Genomic DNA, 21,875 nt, shown 5'->3' with positions numbered 1-21,875 from the left:
CTGTCCCGCCTCATTTCTCTGTGGTCACATCTGCTTGCACGGCCTGCAGCAGCTCGTCGAAGGACAGTCCGGCCAGTTCCCCGTCCTCCTCGGCGGGGTTGTCGGGCGTGTCGGGTGCGCGCGTGTCCGCTGGGTCGGAAGTGGGCGGCGGCGGACCGTACGGGGTCCTGGTACGGTCCGCCGCCAGGCTGCCGGCGAAGGCCCCGGGGGCGGGGGCGTCCGCCGGTGCCGGCTCGGGCGCCGCGGGGGCGGCGGGGGCGGACACGGCTTCCGGTGCGGGTGCCGGCGTCGGTGCCGGGGTCGGTGCCGGGGTCGGTGCCCGGAAGAGCAGGTCGAGGGTGTGGGCGGCGAGCCGCGCGACGGTCGGGTGGTCCAGCGCCACGGTGGCCGGCAGGTCGTGGCCGACGGCCTCGGACAGCCGGGTGCGCAGGTCGATGATCATGATGGAGTCGAGCCCGGCCTCGGCGAATCCGAGGTCGTCGTCGGCGCCCGTCCGCGCGCCTAGGGTCGCGTCGACCATGTCCCGCAGTTCCTTGCGCAGCCGCTCGTCCCGGGACTCGGCGGGCTGCTCGGCCAGTTCGGCGCGCAGCCAGCCGCGGTCGGCAGTCGCGTCCGCGGTTGCGGGGCGAGCGGTGGGCGCGGGGCGGCGCAGCAGCGTGCCGTCCAGCAGGGCGGCCCGCGAACCCCCGGAGCGCTGGGCGTACGCCGCCGCGTAGGCCTCGGTGTCGAGGGCGACCGCGACCAGCCGTGGCGGGTCGCCGCCGAGTGCGGCCTTGAGCAGGTCCTCGGCCTCGGGGTCGGTGAGCGGGCGCAGGCCCTGCCGGGCCACCGCGGCGCGCACGGCGGCGGAGTCGGCGAGCCCGCCGCCGCCCTCCGGGACCCATGGGCCCCAGTCGACGGTGGTCGCGGGGACGCCGTCCGCCCGCAGCCGCCGGGCGAGGCCGGCCAGGAAGCCGTTCGCGGCGGCGTAGTTGGCCTGGCCCGCGGAGCCGAGGACGGCGGAGGCGGACGAGAAGAGGACCAGGGCGTCGATGTCGTGGCCGGCCAGTGCCGCCGCCAGGTGCTCGGCGCCGGCGGCCTTGGCGGCGAAGACGGCGCCGAAGTCGTCGTCGGTGAGCTGGTCGAAGGCCCGGTCGGCGGTGGCGCCCGCCAGGTGCAGCACCGCCCGCAGCGGCGCCGTGCCGCCCGCCGCGGCGACCGCGGCCCGGCAGTCCGCCGGGTCGGTGACGTCGCCGCGCACGACGTCGACCCGGACGCCGCGGGCGGTCAGCTCGCCGATGGCGGCCTGCGCCGCCGGACCGGGCTCCGAGCGGCCCATCAGGGTGATCGCGCTGAAGCCGGCCCGCCCGAGGGCGGCGGCGGCGCTCAGCCCGAGCGCCCCGAGAGCCCCGGTGACCAGTGCGGCGCCACCGGCCGGCGGTGCGTCGCCGCTGCCGGCCGGTACGGCGGCCAGCCGCGCCACCCGTACGCCCTCGGCGCCGACGAGCAGCCGCGGCTCCGCGACGGCGGCGTCCAGCTCCCGGTCCAGTGCCCTGACGACCGCGCCCGGCTGCCAGTCGGCCCCGAGCCCGACCCGCAGGAGCAACCGTCCTGGCTGCTCGGCCTCGACGGACGCGAGCATCCCCCACAACGCCTCGGTGAGCGGGGCCGGTTCGTCCCCGTCGGGCGCGAGCACGGCGTACGGCACGTCACGCCCGGCGGCCCGCAGCCCCCGCGCGAGCGCGCCGGCGGCCTCCAGGGCCGCCCCGGCGAGCGGCGCGGACGCGACGCCGGTCCCGGCCGCGGCGGCCTCGTCGTACGGCTCCTCCGCGAAGCGGGCGTCGACCAGCAGGTCGGTGCCGGCCGGCGGGAGGCAGTCGCGGTCGGGGGCGGTGACGTGGTGGCCGTAGGACTCCAGGGTGTCGCGGAGGGCGCGGCCGGGCTTGGAGTCGGCCCCCAGGAGGGCTACCCGGCGGGGGTGGGCGGTGGCGTCGGTGGCGGGGAGGCCGGGGGTGTCGCGCCACACGAGCCGGTAGGCGTGCGGGGTGCCGCCGCGCAGGGAGCGTTCGAGGACCGTGCGCGGGGCGCGGCGGAAGCGGAAGTCGTCGGCGGCGAGCACCGTGCGGCCCGCGTCGTCGAAGAGGTGCAGGTCGGCGGACTCGACCTGCATCAGGCCGTCGGCGTCGCGGGCGTGCCGGGTCGCCGTGACGTGGCCCCACAGCGCGCCGCCGGGGGTCGGGCGGCCGGGGAAGGAGACCCGGGCCAGGGCGAAGGGGATGGCCAGCCCGGCCTCCTCGGCCGGTTCGCCCTCCTGCGCGGTGCGGACCGCGAAGACCACGGCGCTCTGCAGCAGGGAGTCGAGCAGCCCGGGGTGGATCTCGTACGAGGCGGGGTCCTCGCGCGGGTCCTCCGGCTCGGCGTAGCGGATCAGGGCCTCGTCGCCGCGGATCCACACCTCGTCGATCCAGCGGAAGGACGGGCCGAGGTGGTAGCCGAGCGCCCGCAGGTGGCGGTAGAAGTCCGCGCCGGTGAGGCGGCGTTCGGCAGCGGCGGCGAAGGCCCGCGGGTCGGGGGCCGCGGCGCCCGCGGGGTCGGCCTGCGGGACGATCCTGGCGGACAGGTGCTGCTGCCACTCGTCGCGGTCGGCGTCGACCAGGCTGTGGACACTCACCTGCCCGTTGCCCAACTCCTCGACGATCTGCAGCTCGTAGCGCTCGCCGTCGTGCAGGACCAGGGCCCGGGGGAAGTACAGGTCCGCCAACTCGACGGGCGCGCCGCCCTGTCCGAGGGCGGACAGCACGGTCGCGGTCTGCGAGGCGCCCGGCACCGACACCGTGCCGAACAGCCGGTGGTCGGTGAGGTGCGCCGGGTAGGCGGTGGTGCGCTCGGTGCGCCAGACCCGGCCGCGCAGGCCCGGCGAGCGCAGTTCCGTACCCCACGCGGGTCCGGCCACGGCCGGCGCGGTGCCGGTGGCGGGGTCGGGCTCGGCGGACGTCCAGTGCCGGGTGCGGGCGAACGGGTAGCGCGGCGCGGTGTCGTCGTGCCCGGCGGCGGCGTGGACGCGCCGCCAGTCGAGGTCCTGCCCGGCCTCGTAGAGCAATCCGGCGGCCCCGAGCAGTCCCGCGCGGTCCGCGGAACCGCGGCGCAGCGAGGGAGCGGCGCCGCCGGAAGGGGCCAGGCCGGCGCCCTTGAGCATGTTGACCAGGGTGCGGTCGGGGCCGATCTCCAGGCAGACGTCGATGTCGAGTTCGCCGAGCTGCCGCAGCCCGTCGAGGAAGCGGACGGGGTTGCGGGCGTGCCGGCGCCAGTAGCCGGCGTCGTACTCGCCAGGACCGGCAAGTCGCCCTGTGACGTTGGTGATCAGCGGGGTGTGCGGGTCGGAGAAGCTCAACGTGCGCAGCTGCGCGGAGAATTCGTCCATCGCGGGTTCGAGCAGCCGGGAGTGGAAGGCGTGCGAGACGGCGAGCCTGCGGGCTTTGACGCCGTCGGACCTGAGCCGGGCCGCGAGCGCGTCGACCGCGTCGGGGTCGCCGGAGACGACTGTGGCCTGGGGGCCGTTGAGCACGGCCACGTCCACCTCCAGGCCCTCGGTCCAGCCGCGGACCGCGTCCTCGGGCGCGGCGATCGCGAGCATCGCGCCGCGCCGGGTGCCCTGCATCAGCCGGGCCCGCTCGGTGATCAGCGCGAGCCCGGTGGCCCGGTCCATCACCCCGGCGTGCACGGCGGCGGATATCTCGCCGACGCTGTGGCCCAGCAGGACCGCGGGCCGCACCCCCCAGGACTCCCACAGCGCGGCGAGCGCGGTCTGCAGGGTGACCAGCGCGGGCTGGGTGACCCGGGTCTCGTTGATCGCGGTGCGGTCGTCACCGTAGAGGACCAGGTCGGTCAGCGAGGCGCCGAGGCTGGGCGCGACGGCCTGGTCGCAGGCGTCGAAGACCTCGCGGAAGACCGGCTCGGTCTCGTACAACTCCCGTCCCATGCCGAAGAACTGGCTGCCCTGCCCGGTGAAGAGGAAGGCGATCCGCGGGCCGCCCGCGCGGGCGTGCGCGACCGGACCCGGCTCCTCCAGTGCCGCGAGCAGCTGCTCGCGGTCGCGGCCCGCGACGGCCCGCCGGTAGGGGAAGTGGTTGCGGCCGCCGGCGGCGGTGGCGACCAGGGCGGGCAGGTCCTCGTCGCGGCAGCCGGCCAGCCGGTCCCGCCAGGCGCCGGTGAGCCGCTCGACGCCGTCGGTGTCGGGAGCGGACAGCGCCAGCAGGTGGTGCCGCGGCGGCTCGGGGCTGTTCTCGGACGTGCCGCCGGGGTGGGGGGGCGGCGGCGCGTCCGCGAGGACGAGGTGGGCGTTGGTCCCGGTGAAGCCGAAACCGGAGACGCCCGCGACCCGCGGCCGGGAGCCGCGCGGCCAGGGCCTGGCGGTGTCGACGACCCTGACGTTCATGTCGGACCAGGGCACGTGCGGGTTGGGCTCGCCGAAGTGCAGGTCGGCGGGGATGGTGTCGTGCCGCAGCGCCAGCACGGTCTTGAAGACGGCGGCCATGCCGGCCGCGGTCTCGCAGTGGCCGACGTTGCTCTTGACGGAGCCGACGAGCAGCGGCTCGTCCGCCGCCCGCCCGGGGCCCAGCACCCGCCAGGCGGCGCCGACTTCGATGGGGTCGCCGATCGAGGTGCCGGTGCCGTGCGCCTCCAGGTACGACACCTCGGCGGGCGCGGTGCGGGCGTCGGCGAGCGCCGCGGTGATCATCGCCTCCTGGGCGACGCCGTTGGGCACGGTCAGCCCGGAGGAGGCGCCGTCCTGGTTGACGGCGCTGCCGCGGATCACCGCGAGCACCCGGTCGCCGTCGCGGCGGGCGTCGGAGAGCCGCTTGAGCACCAGCACGCCGCAGCCCTCCGACCTGGCGAAGCCGTCCGCGTCGGCGGCGAAGGTGCGGCAGCGGCCGGTCGGCGAGAGCATGTGCGCCTGGCTGACGGCGGTCCAGGACATCGGGTCGAGCAGGATGTTGACGCCGCCGGCCAGTGCGGTGTCGCTCTCGCCGGAACGCAGCGAGCGCACCGCGAGGTGCAGCGCCACCAGCGAGGAGGAGCAGGCGGTGTCGACGGCCATCGCGGGGCCGCCGAGGCCCAGGGTGTACGCGATCCGGCCGGCCGCGGCGTTCAGCGCGGTGCCGGTGCTGTAGTAGGCGTCGATCTGCGGGGTGCCGCCGCGGGCCAGCAGCCGGGCGTAGTCGGCGTAGCCGATCGCGACGAAGACCCCGGTGCGGGTGCCGCGCAGCCGTCCGGGCGCGATACCGCCGTCCTCCAGGGCGTGCCACGCCGACTCCAGCAGCAGTCGCTGCTGCGGGTCGAGGCTGTCGGCCTCGCGGGCGGGGACGGAGAAGAAGGCGGAGTCGAAGCGGTCGAGGTCGGTGAGGTAGCCGCCCTCCAGGGTGGTGATGCGGTCGGAGCCGAGGGTCGCCGCGTCCCAGCGGCCCTCCGGCGGGGCGGTGACGCCGTCGCGGCCCTCGCTGAGCAGGTCCCAGAAGTCCTCGACGGTCGGCGCCTGCGGGAAGCGGCCCGCCATGCCGACGATGGCGATCGGCTCCGCGGCGTCCGCCGCCAAAACGGCGGTCTGCGGTTCTGCGGGTGCTGGTGCGGCCTGCGGCACCGCGGCCGGGCGGCGCACCGGGGCCGGCGCGGGGCCGCCCCTGAGCAGGTGTGCGGCGAGCGCGGCGACGGTGGGGTGGTCGAAGACGTCGGTGACCTGGACGGTGGTGCCGAAGGCGGCGCCGATCCTGACCGCGAGGTCCACGGCGGTGATGGAGTCCAGGCCCTGGTCGTAGAAGCCGACGTCGGTGCGCAGGTCCGCGGCGTCGGTGTGGCCGAGCTGCTCGGCGACCAGCCGGGCGACGTGGGCCTGGGCGGCCGCGGCGCGCTCGCGCTCGGGCAGCGCCGCCAACTCGGCCGCGATCGAGGGCCCTTCGGGCTGTGCGGGGGCCGGTTCCGGGCCCGCGGTGAACAGTCCGCGAGGCCGCAGTACCGCCATCGTCGAGCGCAGCCGGTCCACGTCCAGCGGGCAGGCGATCAGCAGGCCGTCCGCGCCGGGTGCCGTGCCGGCCAGCGCGGCGCGCCCCGCGGCCGCGTCGAGCGCTCCGATGCCCAACCGGGCCGACCGCTCGCGCAGTTCGGCGTCGGCCATGCCCTGCCCCGCCAGGTCCCAGGGCCCGAACGCGATGCTCACCGCGGGCAGTCCGAGCGAGCGCCGGTGTGCCGCGACCGTGTCGAGCACGCCGTTGGCGGCCGAGTAGGCGCCGTGGCCCTCGGTGCCCCACACCGCGGAGACCGAGGAGACCAGGACGAAGAAGTCCAGCGGCCAGCCGAGCGAGGCCAGGTGCAGCCACCAGGCCCCGGACGCCTTGGCGCCGATCTCGGTTCGCATGCCCGCGGCGGTCAACTCGGCGGCGGGCGTGTGCCGTACGACGCCGGCCGCGTGCACCGCGCCCCTGACGGCGGGCATCCGGCTGAGCGCCGACAGCGCCGCGTCCAGGGCCTGCGGGGTGTCGCTGCCGCCGCCGCGGTAGACCGCGTCGACGCCGGCCTGCTCCAGCCGGTCGAGGAAGCCGGCCGCCTCCGGGGCGAGTTCGGCCCGGTCCTTGCGGCCGATCAGCAGCAGGTGGCGGGCGCCGAGGCGGACCAGGGCGTCCACCAGCTCGCGGCCCACGGCGCCGAGCGCGCCGGTCACCACGTAGGTGGCGTCGGCGACGACCTGCGGCGGCGCGGGCTGCTCGGCCGCGACGAGCCGCGCCGCGTGCACGGCCCCGTCGCGTACGGCGACGAGGTCCTCGGGCGGGCCCTGCGCGGTGGCCTGGTGGGCGAGGTGCCCGACCAGTGCGGCCAGGTCCGTGCCGGCGGTGCCGGCCGGCAGGTCGGCCACGCCCGCCCAGGCGTCGGGGAATTCCAGCCCGAGCACCGGTGCGAGACCCTGCAACAGCCCACCGGTGCCCGCCTGTACGGTCTCGCCCTCGGCGAGCCGGCGGGTGGCTGTCGTCACGGCGGTCACCCTGCCCTGCCCCGTACGGGCGAGGGCGGCGACGGCCGCGGTGACGCCTGCGCACATGTCGGCGCCGGCTTCGGCCGGGTCGCCCTGCCCGTCCTCGGGGAAGTCCACGGCCCGCGGCACGAGCACCAACGCGGTCCCAGCGACGGGCGGTTGAGCTGACCAGTACGCGTCCCAGCCCTCGGCCCCGGCGGGCAGCGCACCGCGCTGCCACCCCTCGGGCACCTCCACCGCCCCGGGCGCGAGCAGCGTTCCCCGCGCCCCTGCCTCGGCGGCGGCCCTGGCGAGCCGCCCGAGCAGCGCGGTGTCGTCACCGGCGAGCACGAGGGCGCCGCCGGCCTGCGCGCCGCCCCACCGCTCGGCCGCGAGGCCCGCGGCCCGGGCCGGGAGCGGGGACCACTCCAGGCGGTGGGTGGCGGGGAGCGCGGGTGCGGCGGGGGCCGGAGCGGGCGCGGCGTCCTCGGGTGCGAAGCGGCGGCGCTGCCAGGGGTAGGTGGGCAGCGTGGTGACCGCGCGGGGCGGGTCGGGGAGGTCGGGGACGGCCGCGGGCGGCTGGTCGCCCGCGGCGAGTTTCCGCAGCTGGGCGGCCGCGCTACGCGCGTCAGGTGCGGCGATCCAGCCGGCCGATTCCATGCGGGTACGGCCCGTCGCGGCGGTGGCGGCGAAGGCCGGGTAGTCGGCGGGGGGCAGGGTGTCGAGGTGGTCGGCGTAGCGGGCGGCCAGCGCGCGCAGGGCCTCGGGGGTGCGGGCGGAGACCGGGAAGCCGGCCGGGGCGGGGAGCGCTTGCGCGGTCGGCCGGTCGGGGGCCGGGCCCAGGACGACATGCGCGTTGGTGCCGCTCATGCCGAAGGAGCTGACGCCCGCGTGCCGGCCGCCCTGCGCGGGCCAGTCCTGGAGCGCGGTCGGCACGGTGATGCCGGTGCCGGACAGGTCGATGCGCGGGTTGAGGTCGCGGAAGTGGACCAGCGGCGGGATCTTGCGCTCGCGCAGGCACAGCACGGCCTTGACCAGGCCCGCGACGCCCGCCGCCGACTCCAGGTGGCCCAGGTTGGTCTTGACCGCGCCGACCGGCAGCGGCGCCCCGCCGTTGCGGCGGCCCAGCGTCATCGCCAGGGCCTCCATCTCGATGGGGTCGCCCAGCGCGGTGCCGGTGCCGTGCGCCTCCACGTAGCCGATGTCGGCCGGCTCCAGGCCCGCCTCGGCGAGCGCCTGCTCGATGACCGCCGCCTGCGAGAGCACGTTGGGCGCGGTGAAGCCGCCGGAGCGGCCGTCCTGGTTGACGGCGGTGCCGCGGATCACCGCGTGCACCCGGTCGCCGTCCCGCTCGGCGTGGTCGAGCCGCTTGAGCACCAGGACGCCGCAGCCCTCGCCGCGGGTGAAGCCGCCGGCCCGCGCGTCGAAGGTGCGGCACAGGCCGTCGGGCGAGAGCGATCGCGTCTCCTGCACCAGCCGCATCGAGCGCGGCGACATCATCAGGTTGGCGCCCGCGGCGAAGGCGGTGTCGCACTCGCCGCGGCGCAGCGCCTGCACGGCCAGGTGCACCGAGACCAGCGAGGACGAGCAGGCGGTGTCGACGGACAGCGCGGGACCGGTCAGTCCGAGCGCGTACGCGATGCGCCCGGCGGCGAAGTTGTGCCCGTTGCCGGTGGTCCAGTACGCGTCGGGGTCGCCGGCCAGCCACTCGCGGTAGTCCTGCCACATGATGCCCAGGTAGAAGCCGCTGCGGCTGCCCTGCAGGCGGTCGGCGGGCAGTCCGGCGTCCTCCAGCGCCTCCCAGGCGACTTCGAGCAGCATGCGGTGCTGCGGGTCGAGGTGCCGGGCCTCGCGCGGGCTGATGCCGAAGAAGGCGGCGTCGAAGTCGAGCACCTCGTCCAGGTAGCCGCCTCGCTGCGGCAGCCCGTCCCACTCGGCGCCGAAGGGGCCCCTGCGGTGCGCGGGCATCGGCCGTACGAGGTCGCGGCCCTCGGCGAGCGCCGCCCAGTAGCCGTCCAGGTCCTGGATGCCGCCGGGCAGCCGCAGGCCGATGCCGACGACGGCGACGGGCAGGTTGCCCTGCTGCTCGTCGAGGCGCTGCCGGAGCGTGCGGATGGTGTCGAGCGCGCGGGTGAGCGGGGTCTGTTTGGCCGGCCCGCCGGTGCGGTTCTCTTCCATGTGTCCGTTCCTCGCTGTCGGTTACGACGTCGCGTCCGGTCGGGTGCCGTCCGTCGCGGGCAGTTGCCCGCACAGCGCGCCCGCCAGGGCGCGGGGGGTGCCGTAGGCCCACAGCAGTGTGGGAGAGAGCTTGAGCCCGAAGGCGGCCTCCAGCCGGTTGCGCAGTTCCAGGCTCATCAGCGAGTCCAGGCCCAGCGCCTTGAAGGGGGTGTCGGATTCGACCCTGGCCGGGTCCATCCGCATGATCCGTCCGGCCAGTTCCCTGACCTTGTCCTCGGCCGGCGCGAGCCGCGCCTCGGGCGCGCTGCGCAGCAGCCCGGCCAGGAACTCGCCGCCGGAGGAGGCGGTGTTGTCGCGGGAAGCCGCGTACAGCTGCCGCCAACTGCCGAGGGCGGCGGTGTCCGGGTAGGCGTCGAACCACTGGCGCAGCTGGATCGGTACGTAGCCGGTGACGGCGTCGCCGCGCTCCAGCATCCGTACGAGAGCGGGCCAGGCCTCGTCGGCCGGGAAGCCGCCCATGCCGCGCTCGGCCAGCCGGTCGCCGCGCTGCTCGTCACGCGCGGCCAGGCCGATACCGGTGAACGGTCCCCACTGGACGCTGAGTCCGGGCCGACCGCGGCGGCGCCTGGCCTGCGCGAGCGCGTCCATGAAGGCGTTGCCCGCGGCGTAGGCGGCCTGGCCGGCGTTGCCGACGAGGGCGGCGGCGGAGGAGAACAGCACGAACAGGTCCAGCGGGTCGCCCGCGGTCGCCGCGTCCAGGTTGGCCGCGCCCGCGACCTTGGGCGCCAGCACCTCGTCGAGCTGGGCGGACGTCAGGTTGCGGATGGTGGAGTCGGCGAGCAGCCCCGCCGCGTGCACGACGCCGCGCAGCGGGAACGCCGCCGCCCGCAGCCCGCCCAGCGCGGCCGTCAGCGCGGCGGCGTCGGCGACGTCGCACGCGACGGTCTCCACCTCGGCGCCGAGCGCCCGCAACTCCTCCAACTGCCCGGCGGCCTCGGCCCTGGGCGCCGACCGTCCCATCAACACCAGCCGCCCGGCGCCCCGGTCGGCCATGAAGCGGGCCAGCGACAACCCCAGCTCGCCGAGGCCGCCGGTGATCAGATACGTCCCGTCGCCCCTGAACCGCCCGTCGGGCAGCGCCACCGCGCTGACCGCCTCCACGGTGGAGGGCCCGACCAGCACGGTGACGTCCGCGCCACCGCGCTCGCGCAGGGCGGTACGGCCACCGGGCGCGGCGGCTGCCGTGCCGGCGGCGGACCGGCCCGCGGCGCTGTCCGCGCCGTCCGCCGCGCCGAGCGCGGACGCGCGTGCGCCGTCGCCGTCGCCGTCGCCGTCGAGCGCGGAACCGGCGCCGAGCGCGCCACTCTGCTCGCGCAGGGTGGTACGGCCATCGGCGGCGGCCGTATCTGCAGCCGATCCGCCCGCGGCGGCGTCCGTGCCGTCCTGCTCGCGCGGGGCCTGACGGCCACCGGATGCGGCGGCGGCCGCGGACCCGCGGGTGCCCTCGTCGTCGGGTGGGGCAGCCGGGGCGGGGCCGGGTGGGGTGCCGGTCGGGTCGTGCTGCGGGGCGCGGGGCTCGGTCGCCTCCTCCGTGAGGGAGACGTTCGCGGACTCCGCGAAGGTGTGGGTCGTCACCGGCAGGGGCGGGAACGTGCCCGCCGCGACGAGCTTCCAGCCGGAGTCGAGGGCGCGGACGAAGCGGGACGGGGTGCGGGCCAGGAGGCCCGGGATGTCGATGGAGGCCAGGGTCAGGCTGCTGGGCAGCGGGGTCCTGGTCGGGGTCACCGGGCCGAGGACGACCAGCCGGCCGTCGGGGGCCAGGGCGGTGGCGCCGGCGTCGGGGGCGGTCCCTGCGGGCAGGCCGATCATCAGGTCGACGCCGCGGCCCGCGGTGGCCGCGGCGACCTGGTCGGTCCAGGCCGGGTCGGTGGAGTCGAAGACGTCGGCGACGCCCTGGTCGCGGAGCCGGCCGCGGATGTCCCCGGTCGCGGCGGTGGCGAGGACGCGGGCGCCGAGCATGGTGGCGATACGGACCGCCGCCTGCGCGGCCGCGTCGTCGGCCGTCACGTGGATCAGTACGGACTCGCCCGCGTCCAGCCGCCCGAGGTGCGCGAGCGCGTAACCGGCGGTGGCCAGGGCGAGCGGCAGCGGTGCCGCGGCCACGTCGTCCAGCCCGGCCGCGATCGGCCTGGCCAGTGTGACGGGTACGGTCACGTGGCTCGCGGGGGTGCCGGTGCCGCAGGCGGCGACCCGGTCGCCGACCGCGAAACCGTCGACGCCGGGCCCGGTGGCGGTCACCCGCCCTGCGCACGAGCCGGACAGCGCGGAAGCGGTGACCTCGACCTCGATCTCGCCCTCCCCCGGGGCCCGCCGGGTCAGCGGCAGCACCGGGGCGGCCCCGCCGGGGGCGAAGCGGAAGGGCTGGGGCGCGGTGTGCGCGGGCGGCAGCGTGTCGCCGCCCTCCCCGCGGCTGAGCCTGGCGGCGAACCGCCGGCCGCCGCGCAGGGCCGTCTGGTCCTCGCCGTCCTCCGCGGCGAGCAACGCGACGCATCCGGCGGCCTGTTCGTCGTCCGTGCCGTCGATGTCGACCAGCCGGGGCGTCAGTTCGGGGTGCTCGCGTCGCAGGACACGCCCGAAGCCCCAGAAGAGCGCGCCGCCCGGGTCGGGCAGGTCGCCGTCGACGGCGGGCTGGGCGCCCACGGTGACGACGGTCAGCGACGGCGGCGCGGTGCGGTCGGCGAGGGCGGGCACGAGCGCGACGAGGTCGTCCAGCGCCGCACGCTGCGCGCCCCGCCCCCCTTCCGCGGCCGGCACGGCGAAGACCACGGCGTCGGCGTCGGCGGCCTCGGTGATCCGCCCACCGGCGGCGGCCAGCGCACCGGCGAGCGTACGGGCAAGCCCGGCGTCGCCGCGCACGGCCCAACTCCCGCTCACGGCAGGGGCCGAGACGGCGCCGTCGCCGGCCGCCGGGCTCCCGGCAGCCGCCGAGGCATCCGCGCCGGCGGCGTCACCGCCTGCCGCGGCGGCCGCGCCCGTGGCGACGGGAGCCTCGTCCGCGGCGACTTCCGTCCACACCAGCCGGTGGAGGCGTTCCGCCTCCGCCGCGCCGGCGCCGTCGCCCACGTCCAGCGGCCGCAGTTCGACGCCTTCCATGGTCAGCAGCGGCGTGTGGTCGGTGGCGAAGAGGGTGACGTCGGCGCGGCCGTCGGGGTGGCGTACGGCATGGGACCAGACGGCGGTCACCGGGTCCGTGAGGGGGGCGTGGGGGATGACGCGATGGACCGCGGTGGGGACCAGCGCGGTGGCCGCGGGGGTGTCGTCGTAGAGCGCGAGGGCGACCTGGAGGGCGCTGTCCCACAGTGCGGGGTGCAGCGTGCCGGGGCGCGCGCCGGAGACGAGCCGGTCGGCGAGGCGCACCTCACCCAGCGCCTCGCGGCCGTGGGCGAGGCGCAGGGAGGTGACGCCCTGGAAGGCGGTGCCGTATTCGAGGCCGCGGGCGGCCCAGGCACGGTAGAAGTCGGCGGTGTCGACGTCGGCGGCCTCCGGCCCGGCGAGGTCGGCGGCGTCCCGCCCCCAGGCGGGGAAGGCCGGTGCGGTGCCGCCCTGCGCGGTCCCGAGGGCGCCGCGGGCCGTCGCGTTGGGCTGCCAGCCGGCGGCGTCCTGGGTGAGGGACAGCAGGCGGAAGGTGCCGCCCGAGGTGATGTCCTCTCGCCAGCGGGCGGTGAGGTGGGTGAGGTCGTCGTCTGAGAGGGTGACGCCGCGGTCGAAGGTGATCTTCTCCAGCCGGGCCGGCAGCGCGCCCGTGCGGGTACGGATCACGTCGAGGGCGACCGACAGGGTGGCGGCGGCGGGCAGCACGGCGGTGCCGTAGACGCGGTGGTCGCCGAGCCAGGGCTGGTCGGCCAGGGACAGTTCGAGTGCGGCCTGCCAGGTGTCGTCCTCACCGGGGACGGCGGTTACGGGGACGTCGAAGCCGCGGGCGGCACCCGCGCCGCCGCGCCGCTCCTGCGGCCAGTAGGGGTCCGCCCGCAGCGGGTAGCCGGGCAGCGGCACCGCGGGGTCGGAGGGCAGCGTCGCGAAGGGTTCGAGGCCGCGGGTGTAGCCGCGGGCCAGGGCGAGGGCGAAGTGGCCGGTCGTGCCCTGGTCGCGCCGCAGGGTGGTCAGGACGGCCAGCGAGTCGGGCAGCTCGGCGGCGATCTGCTCGACCGCGGGGGCCAGCACCGGGTGCGGGCTGATCTCGACCACGTGGGTGACGCCGTCGGCGAGCAGCGCGCCCATGGCGTCGGCGAAGAGCACCGGGCTGCGCAGGTTCTCCACCCAGTAGGCGGCGTCCATCTCGGGGCCGTCGAGGCCGGTCACCCGGACGGTGGACATCAGCTCGGTGGCGCCGGCCCGCGGCCTGACCGGTTCGAGCGCAGCGAGCAGGTCCTCGCGCAGCGGGTCCATCTGCGGGCTGTGCGAGGCGTAGTCGACGTTGACGAGCCTGCAGTACGTGCCGTCGGCCTCCAGCAGCTCCTTGAGCACCAGGACCGAGTCCTCCTCGCCGGACAGCACGCAGGAGGTGGGGCCGTTGTGCACGGCGAGGGAGACGCTGTCCTCGAAGCCTTCGAGCGCGGCGAGCGCGCCCTCGCGGTCCAGGTCGACGGCGAGCATCCGGCCCTGTCCCGAGGTGCGCCGGGCGATGGCGCTGCGCCGGGCCATGACCAGGGCGGCGTCCTCGTAGGACAGGATGCCGGCGACGGTGGCCGCGGTGATCTCGCCCTGGCTGTGGCCCAGGACGACGTCGGGTTCCACGCCGGCCGCGCGCCACAGTTCGGCCAGGCCCAGCGACATCGCCCACAAGGTGGGCTGCAGCATGTCGATGCGGGTGGTCCACTCGTCGCCGGCCCGCCCGGCGAAGACGTCCAGCAGGTCCCAGTCGCAGTGCGGGCGCAGCGCCTTGGCGCAGCGGGCGACGACGTCGGCGAACAGCGGGCTGTCGCGGTGCAGGGCCAGACCCATGTCGCGCCACTGCGAGCCCTGTCCGGGGAAGACGAAGGCTACCCGCCGCCTGGGCACCGCCCGGCCGAGGACGACGCCCGGCACGTCGGGGTCGGTGCCGGTGTCGGTCAGCTCGGCCACGGCCCGCAGCCCGGCGGCCAGTTCGCCGTGGCCGTCGGCCACCAGTGCGGCCCTGACCGGGAAGTGGTCGCGCCGCCTGCCCAGGGCGCCCGCGGTGGCGGCGAGGCCCGCGGCGTCCTGCGGCAGGACGCCGAGCAGGTCGCGGGCGCGCAGCGCGAGCACCGGCCGGTCCTTGGCCGACAGCGGCAGGACGACGGGCAGTCCGGTCGCGAGCGGGGCGGGCCGGCCCGCCGGCAGCGCGGGCGCGAAGGTCTGCGGCGGCGAGGTGAGCACGACGTGGGCGTTGGTGCCGCCCCAGCCGAAGGAGTTGACGCCGACGGTGACCGGCCCGTCCGCGGGGAGCGCGACGGCTTCGCGGGCCACCCGCAGGCCCAGCTCGTCGAAGGGGATCGCCGGGTTCAGCTCCTCGGCGTGCAGGCTCGGCGGCACGGTGCGGTGCCGCAGCGACAGCAGCAGCTTGAACAGGCCCGCCATGCCGGCGCAGGCCTCCAGGTGGCCGATGTTGGTCTTGATCGAGCCGATGTGCAGCGGGTCGTCGCCGTCGCGCTTGCCGCCGAGGATCTCGCCGATGGCGGTCGCCTCGATCGGGTCGCCGCGGCCGGTGCCGGTCCCGTGCGCCTCGATGTACGAGGGGACGCCCACCGGGTGGTCGGCGGCCAGGTAGGCGCGGGTGAGCAGGTCCCGCTGGCCGGCGGGGCTGGGGGTGACCAGGCTGTCGCCGCCGCCGTCGTTGTTGACGACCGTCCTGGCCACGACGGCGTGGACGCGGTCGCCGTCGGCGAGGGCCCGCGCGAGGGTCTTGACGTACAGCGCGGCGATGCCCTCGCCGCGGACGAAGCCGTTGGCGTGCTTCGAGAACGCTTTGGACCGTCCGTCGGGCGACAGGCCGCCGAAGTGGGTGAGGCCGACGGTGACATGGGGGTCCATCATGAGGTTGACGCCGCCGACGATCGCCGCGTCGACGTCGCCCTGCCGCAGTGCCTGGGCGGCCAGGTGCAGGGCGACCAGCGAGGAGGAGCAGCCGGTCTCCACCGTGAGGCTGGGGCCGCGCAGTTGCAGGAAGTACGACAGCCGGGCGGCGATCACGTCGAGCGCGTTGCCGACCAGACTGTGCGGGGTGGGGCGGGCGCCGCGGTTGATGCGCAGCAGCTCGTAGTCGTGCCACGAGGCCCCGACGTAGACGCCGGTGCGGGTGCCGGCCAGGTCGCTCGCGCGCTGCCCGGCGTCTTCCATGGCCCGCCAGCCGATCTCCAGCATCAGCCGCTGCTGCGGGTCGATGGCCGCCGCTTCGCGGGGCGAGACGCCGAAGAAGGCCGCGTCGAAGTTCTCGACGCCGTCGACGAAGCCGCCGACCGCCTGGATGTCCTTGTCGGGGTCGAGGGGACGGCCGGTGTCCCAGCGCTGGGCGGGTACCGGGACGATCGCCTCGCGGGACTCCATGAGCAGGGTCCACAGGCTCTCGGTGTCCGGGGCGCCTGGAAATCGTCCGGCCATGCCGACGATGGCGATCAGGTCTTCCGGATCGTACGCAGTATCCGCGTGCATGGGTAGCCTTTTCGTCGTGCCCGGAAATGACCGGGCGGTCGTCAACAGCCACGTGGAATTCAAGCGCGCCCGGGAAAACGGCGCCCACCACTACCCTACGGAGAACACTTCCGTCACCAGAACCCCTGAATCCGACCGAGCAATTTGTCGGGGGTTTCTCGGGGATGACCCCTACTATCCGCTAGGGGTGAATCGCGGACACGTCCGCCCTGTTTCCCGCCGATTGCATTTTCACGCGCACACGGGGAGAACAGCCGTGCGGGGGAACAGCCGCACAGGCGAACAGCCGCACAGGCGAACAGCCCTAATTCCACAGCCCGTCCGCACGGGCATGGATGCGGACGCGCTGTGGAAGTCGGCGTGCTCGCGCCGCCGGGCCGGGTCAGGCCGAGGCAGCGGTCTCCTGACCGGCTTCTGCACCCGCGATCAGGTCCTCCATGTGGAGGTTGAGCATCGGGTGCTTGCCGCTGAGCCCGGAGATGAGCTGCACGAAGTTGGCGTTCGGGGTCCGCTCGTGGTCGGGGTCGACCATCTCCGAGGCCAGGCTGTAGTAGAACTCCTTGTACTTGGTGCGGTCGTAGAACCGCTCCACGAACATCCGGATCTCGTCGAAGAAGCCCCGGTAGGCCGTCGCGTAGCGGTCCAGCGCCGCGGCCTCGATCTGCGGGTGCTTGAGGATCTCGTCGACGATCTTCGCCAGCGTGCTGCCCGCCAGGGTGGCCAGCGCCACGCCGGTGGAGAACAGCGGGTCGACGAAGGCCGCGGAGTCGCCCACGCACACCCAGCCGTTGCCGTGGAACTGGGTGCTGGTGTACGACCAGTCCCGGGCCGAACGCCAGCCGGCCGCCTGGTTGGCGGGCGTCAGCATCTTCTTGAGCTTGGTGGACTTCTCCATCTCGGTCATGAAGAGGTCGGGCAGCTTCTCGTCGGACTGGCCGGCCAGCGAGGACCGGGTCACGTAGCCGACGCTGATGGTGCCCTTGTCCAGCGGGATCGCCCAGAACCAGCCGTCGTCCAGGCCCTCGATGAGGATGTTGGTGTACTCGTCGCCCGCCAGCCGCTCGCAGTTGTCGAAGTACGTCCACACAGCGACGTTCCGCAGTTCCTCGTGCCAGGTGACGTCGGCGTAGCGGCGGCTGAGCAGCCGCGACTGGCCGGAGGCGTCGACCACCAGCTTGGCCCTGGCCTCGTAGGGGCGGTCGGCGCCGCGCAGGGTGTAGCGCACCCCGGTGACCCGGCCGTCCTCCTCGATGGGCTCCTTGACCGTGGCGTCCTCGATGATGAAGACGCCCAGCTCACGGGCCCGGTCCAGGATCAGCGAGTCCATGTCGGCGCGCCGGGTGTGGAAGGCGTGGGTGTAGGCGGTGCCCTCCACGAACGAGAAGTTCCACGGGACCTGCTCGTTGCCCCAGACCAGGGTGCCGCCGTTCTTGCGCTCGAAGCCGCGCTCGTCCATGCGCTGGGTGATTCCCATTTCCTCCATGGGGCGCATGAACGCGGGGATGAGCGATTCCCCGACGTGATACCTCGGGAAACGCTCGCGGTCGAGCACGAGCACCCGGTGGCCGCGCTTTGCGAGCAGCCCACCCGTCGTCGCTCCCGCCGGCCCGCCGCCGATCACGATGACATCGTATTCTTCCGGTACCCCGTAGGGATTGGGTCGCATGCGAAGACCTTCCGCTAGTCCGATCCGGTCGCGGTCCTTCTGCCGCGGTGCGGCATATCGACATGTGGTCGGTTGCTCTGATCAACCGCGCTTGCCGCCATTATTCTCGGCGCGGTCTCAGGGATTTCTATATACGTTCTGGAACCGTGCGGAACGCGGTGGACCCGCGTCGGCGGAGGTCCTTGGGCAGCCAGGAGCCAGGGGCCAGGGGCACGGCCATGGCCAGGGGCCACCCGGGCCATGGCCGGCCCGGGCGGCGCGCTGTGCCGGTCAGCGCCGGCCCCTGAGCCCCCGCCATGTCCTGCGCATCTTGCGGATGCGGGTGTCGGCGATGTCGTACGCGGTGCCCGCACCGACCAGGGCGAGCAGCAGGGTGCCGGACACGGCCATCAGCGGCGGCCGGTACTCGTTGCCCTTGACGTAGGTGAACTCCGGCTCGTCCCTGGGCCGCAGCGTCAGGTCGGCCTTGGGCAGCCGGTCGAGGTACGGCAGCCGCCACAGGCCCGGCAGGGCCGCGTAGGCGCGCATCGCGGCCTTGGTGGCGGGCAGCTGCTCGCCGTTCTCCAGCCGCCACACGGCCCGCTCCTCCAGGCCGCGGTGCCAGTTCTCCACGATGGTCGCCACCCGCTGCGGGTCGATCTTGTGCCAGGGCGCGGACTGCGACAGGTACAGCCGCCGCCCGAGCCCCTCCCGCAGGTGCCGCTGCTCGTCCTGCTCGGCGCTGGTGCGCCCCTCGGTCTCGATCAGCCAGCGGGTGGCCCGGAAGCGGCCGAGCATCGCGGCGCCGAAGATCGTCAGGTCGAGCAGGTGGTCGAGGATGAAGAAGCGGCTGTCGGCGATGGCCGGGCTGTACTTGGAGTGGACCATCGAGCGCATGATCCGCCAGTCGGCGGTCAGCGAGTTGTTGACGTGGTCGATGTAGCCGGTGTCGAGCCGGCTGTCCTGCACGTCGCTCTGGGCGATGTTGGCGATGTGCCAGGAGCCGACCATCGACAGCGAGATGCCCTGGCTGTAGTAGGCGTCGATGATCGAGGAGGCGTCGCCGACCATGGCGTAGCGGCGGTCGGAGACGAAGGTGTCGGTGATGTGCTGGACGTCCTTGTACGCGCTGAACTCCAGCACGTCGTCCTCGTGCAGCCAGTCGAGCACCGGGTAGCGCCGCAGGATCTTCCAGAAGACGTCCCGCGCGTTGCCGTCCTCCGGGGGCCGGCCGCGGTGGTAGGTGACGCCGACGCTGACCCGGTCGCCGGCCAGCCGGATGATCCAGATCCAGTAGTTGTCGCCCCACAGGTGCAGGGTGTTGCGCTCGCGGCGGGCCACGACGCCGTCGGGGAAGTGGTACTCCCAGCGGTCGTCGAACAGGTCGTCGGTGCAGTTGGCGAACTGCGCCCAGGCGGCGGTGGTGCTGAACTCGTCGCGCAGCGGCTTGTCGTGGCCGAACTTCTTGGCCAGGAAGCGCGCGCGCCCCGAGCAGTCGACCATCCAGCGGGCCGCGATCTCGCCGCTCTCGCTGCGGTCCCGCGACGACCAGGTCAGCAGGTGGTCGCCGTCGCCCGCGCCCAGTTCGACATCGCGCACCAGGCCGCGGTCGAGGAAGGTGACGCCTTCGGTGGTACGGGCCCGCTCGCGCAGGACGGCCTCGATCTCCGGCCGGACGATCTGCGAGTCCTGGAACATCACCCGGGCGAACTTCGGGTCGTAGTAGTTGTCGATCCAGCGCTGCGGGAGTTCGCTCTCGAAACCCCATTCCGAGACGCTGTCGTCGAAACTCGTACGCCCTTCCATGCCGTAGGCCATCCAGAAGCCGTCCTTCTGGAAGGAGTTGTTCAGTTCGTCGTCTATTTCGCCGAGTACCCGCAGAAACGCATTGGAGTAGATGAGCAGCGACTCGCCGACCTTGTAGCTCGCAAGCTGCTTCTCGGAGGGCTGGTCGACGCAGACGACGGACAGTCCGCGTTTCGCCATCGCGATGGTGTTGATCAGCCCGACAACCCCGGAACCGATCACGCACACATCGGCGCGGATGCGTTCCTGCGGCTCGGTCGCCTTTCGTTGTGCAGCCAACAGGCCCTCCTCAGATAGGTCCGTGTGCCGATGCTAGGCACGCGGTCACCGGGCTGCGACTTCCGCATTGCTCTGGTTTTCTCCGCGTCCTTCCGCGGAGAAAACCAAAAGACCGGACAACGGGAGCGCCGGTCAGCCGACGGCCGGCACCGAGTCGGGTGCGTAGGCCCTGACGATCCCGACGGTGTCGGAGATTCCGGAGCCCTTCACGACCTTTCCGTCGCGGAACAGCCAGAAGTGCACGAAGCGCACGTCGAACTCGCCGCCGGAGGCGCGGAAGCGGCCGGTCCAGTCGCCGATCGCCGCGGCCCACTCGCCGTCCACGCGGACCTCGTCGACACTGAAGCCGGTCTCCTCCAGGTATTCCAGGGCGCTGGTGAAGTAGGCGACGGCGCCCTCGATGCCGCTGTAGCTGCCCTTGGACCAGGGCAGCGACGGCGGGGTCTCGATCTCCACCGAGGGGTCGAACAGCGCCACGATCGCCTCGACGTCGGCCTTGGCGAGCCCGTCGTAGAGCTTGCCCACCAGCTCCTTGATCTGCTCCGACATGGTGATCCTTCCGGCGGGTGCTGCCGCGCCGGGGTGATCCGCGGCACGGGACTTCGAGTCTCACCCGGTGCGCTGGCGCGATCATCGCCACGATTGCTCAATTTTTCACGGGAGTTGGCCGACACAACTGGCGCCCGGCACGGCGCGGGTGTCAGGGTGGCAGCGATCTGTTCCGTCCGGAATCGCCGGACCACACCCGGGAGCTGTCTTGACTACGGATCAGTTATCCGTGCCTTCGACCAGAGGCGCCGCCCGCCGGGCCGGGCGGCCCGGCATCGCGCTCACGGTGATCGTGACCTGCCAGTTGATGGTGGTTCTCGACTCCACCATCGTGAACATCGCCAACCCGCACATCAAGGACGCGCTGAACTTCTCCACCTCGGGCCTGTCCTGGGTCATCAACGCCTACACCCTGACATTCGGCGGACTGCTGCTGCTCGGCGGCAGGGCCGGTGACATCCTCGGCCGGCGCCGGGTCTTCGTCGCGGGCATCTCGCTGTTCACCCTCGCCTCGCTGGCGGCCGGACTCGCCCAGGAGCCCTGGCAACTGCTCGCCGCCCGGGCCGTCCAGGGCATCGGCGGCGCCATCGCCTCGACCACCTCGCTGGCGCTGATCACCACCACCTTCCCCGAGGGGCCGGCGCGCACCAAGGCCTTCGGCGTCTACGCGGCCGTCTCCGGCGGCGGCGGCGCGATCGGCCTGCTGGCCGGCGGTGTGCTGGTGCAGTGGCTGGACTGGCGCTGGATCTTCTTCGTCAACCTGCCGATCGGCCTCGCGGTGGCGCTGCTGGCCCCGCTGTACATCGACGAGTCGCCCCGGCATTCCAGCAGGTTCGACCTGCTGGGCGCGCTCACCTCGACCCTGGGCATGTCCTCGCTGGTCTACGGCTTCATCCGGGCCGCCGACGACGGCTGGCGGGACGGCTGGACGATCGGCGCGTTCGTCGCCGCCGTCGTGCTGCTCGCGCTGTTCGTGGTGCAGGAGCACAGGACCAGCGACCCCATCACCCCGCTGTCGCTCTTCGCCGACCGCAACAGGGCCGGCAGTTACGCGATCATGCTGGCGCTCGGCGGCTGCCTGCTCGGCCTGATCTTCTTCCTGGTGATCTACGTGCAGAACGTGCTGGGCTACAGCGCGATCAAGACCGGCATCGGCTTCCTGCCGGTGACCGGCGCGATCGGCGTGGCGGCGACGCTGGCCCAGAAGCTGCTCCCCCGGTTCGGCCCCAAGCCCTTCCTCATCGTGGGCACGGCCGTCACGACCGTGTCGATGGTGTGGTTCACCCGGATCGCACCCGACAGCAGCTACGTCACCGGGGTGATGGGGCCGATGATCGTCTTCGGCCTCGGCCTCGGCCTGACCTTCGTCACCCTCACCCTGACCGCGGTCTCCGGTATCGCACAGCAGCAGGCCGGCGCCGCCTCCGGGCTGCTCAACGCGATGCAGGGGGTGGGCGGCGCGCTCGGCCTGTCCATACTGGTGACCGTCTTCGGCTCGGCGAGCCGCAGCGAGGGCAGGAAGCAGGTGGCGGACTTCATGGCCACCGGCACACCGCGGCAGAAGGCCGACTTCGCCAAGTCCGGCAACCTGCCGACGAAGTGGGCGGACGCGGTGCTCACCCACGGCGTCACCACCGCCTATCTGGCCGGCGTGGTGATCATCGGCGTCGCGTTCCTGATCTCGCTGTTCGTGATCAAGGTGCGCAAGAGCGACCTGGCCGCGCTGAGCGGCGACGGAATGCCCGCCGGGCTCTGATCCCGGAGATCGGGCGG

6 protein-coding genes are annotated in these 21,875 nt (G+C 74.4%); 1 reads left to right on the top strand and 5 read right to left on the bottom strand.

Annotated elements, in window-relative coordinates:
* Window positions 1-10: 10 nt before the first annotated feature.
* The 5 genes from BUE44_RS15255 to BUE44_RS15235 form a co-directional block, all read right to left on the bottom strand.
* The gene (locus BUE44_RS15255) at window positions 11-9,157 is read right to left on the bottom strand and encodes a type I polyketide synthase (RefSeq protein ID WP_073498428.1); all 9,147 of its coding nucleotides are present in this window, start codon (window positions 9,155-9,157) and stop codon (window positions 11-13) included.
* 21 nt (window positions 9,158-9,178) lie between these two features.
* On the bottom strand, window positions 9,179-15,823 hold the full coding sequence (locus BUE44_RS15250; RefSeq protein WP_073498426.1) for a type I polyketide synthase: 6,645 nt from the start codon (window positions 15,821-15,823) through the stop codon (window positions 9,179-9,181).
* A 382-nt stretch (window positions 15,824-16,205) separates the two neighbouring features.
* Window positions 16,206-17,489: an NAD(P)/FAD-dependent oxidoreductase gene (locus BUE44_RS15245; protein ID WP_073498424.1), complete on the bottom strand. Its 1,284-nt coding sequence runs from the start codon at window positions 17,487-17,489 to the stop codon at window positions 16,206-16,208.
* A gap of 270 nt (window positions 17,490-17,759) precedes the next feature.
* The gene (locus BUE44_RS15240; protein ID WP_159450259.1) at window positions 17,760-19,553 is read right to left on the bottom strand and encodes an NAD(P)/FAD-dependent oxidoreductase; all 1,794 of its coding nucleotides are present in this window, start codon (window positions 19,551-19,553) and stop codon (window positions 17,760-17,762) included.
* A gap of 132 nt (window positions 19,554-19,685) precedes the next feature.
* Window positions 19,686-20,102, bottom strand: coding sequence for a nuclear transport factor 2 family protein (locus BUE44_RS15235; protein WP_073498422.1), 417 nt, complete (start codon window positions 20,100-20,102; stop codon window positions 19,686-19,688).
* A 208-nt stretch (window positions 20,103-20,310) separates the two neighbouring features.
* Here BUE44_RS15235 and BUE44_RS15230 point away from each other — a divergent pair, with 208 nt between their 5' ends.
* The gene (locus BUE44_RS15230; RefSeq protein ID WP_073498419.1) at window positions 20,311-21,858 is read left to right on the top strand and encodes an MFS transporter; all 1,548 of its coding nucleotides are present in this window, start codon (window positions 20,311-20,313) and stop codon (window positions 21,856-21,858) included.
* The last annotated feature ends 17 nt before the right edge of the window (window positions 21,859-21,875 follow it).

Source organism: Actinacidiphila paucisporea (assembly GCF_900142575.1).
GTDB classification, from domain to species: domain Bacteria; phylum Actinomycetota; class Actinomycetes; order Streptomycetales; family Streptomycetaceae; genus Actinacidiphila; species Actinacidiphila paucisporea.
This window is presented reverse-complemented; position numbering and strand designations above follow the sequence as displayed.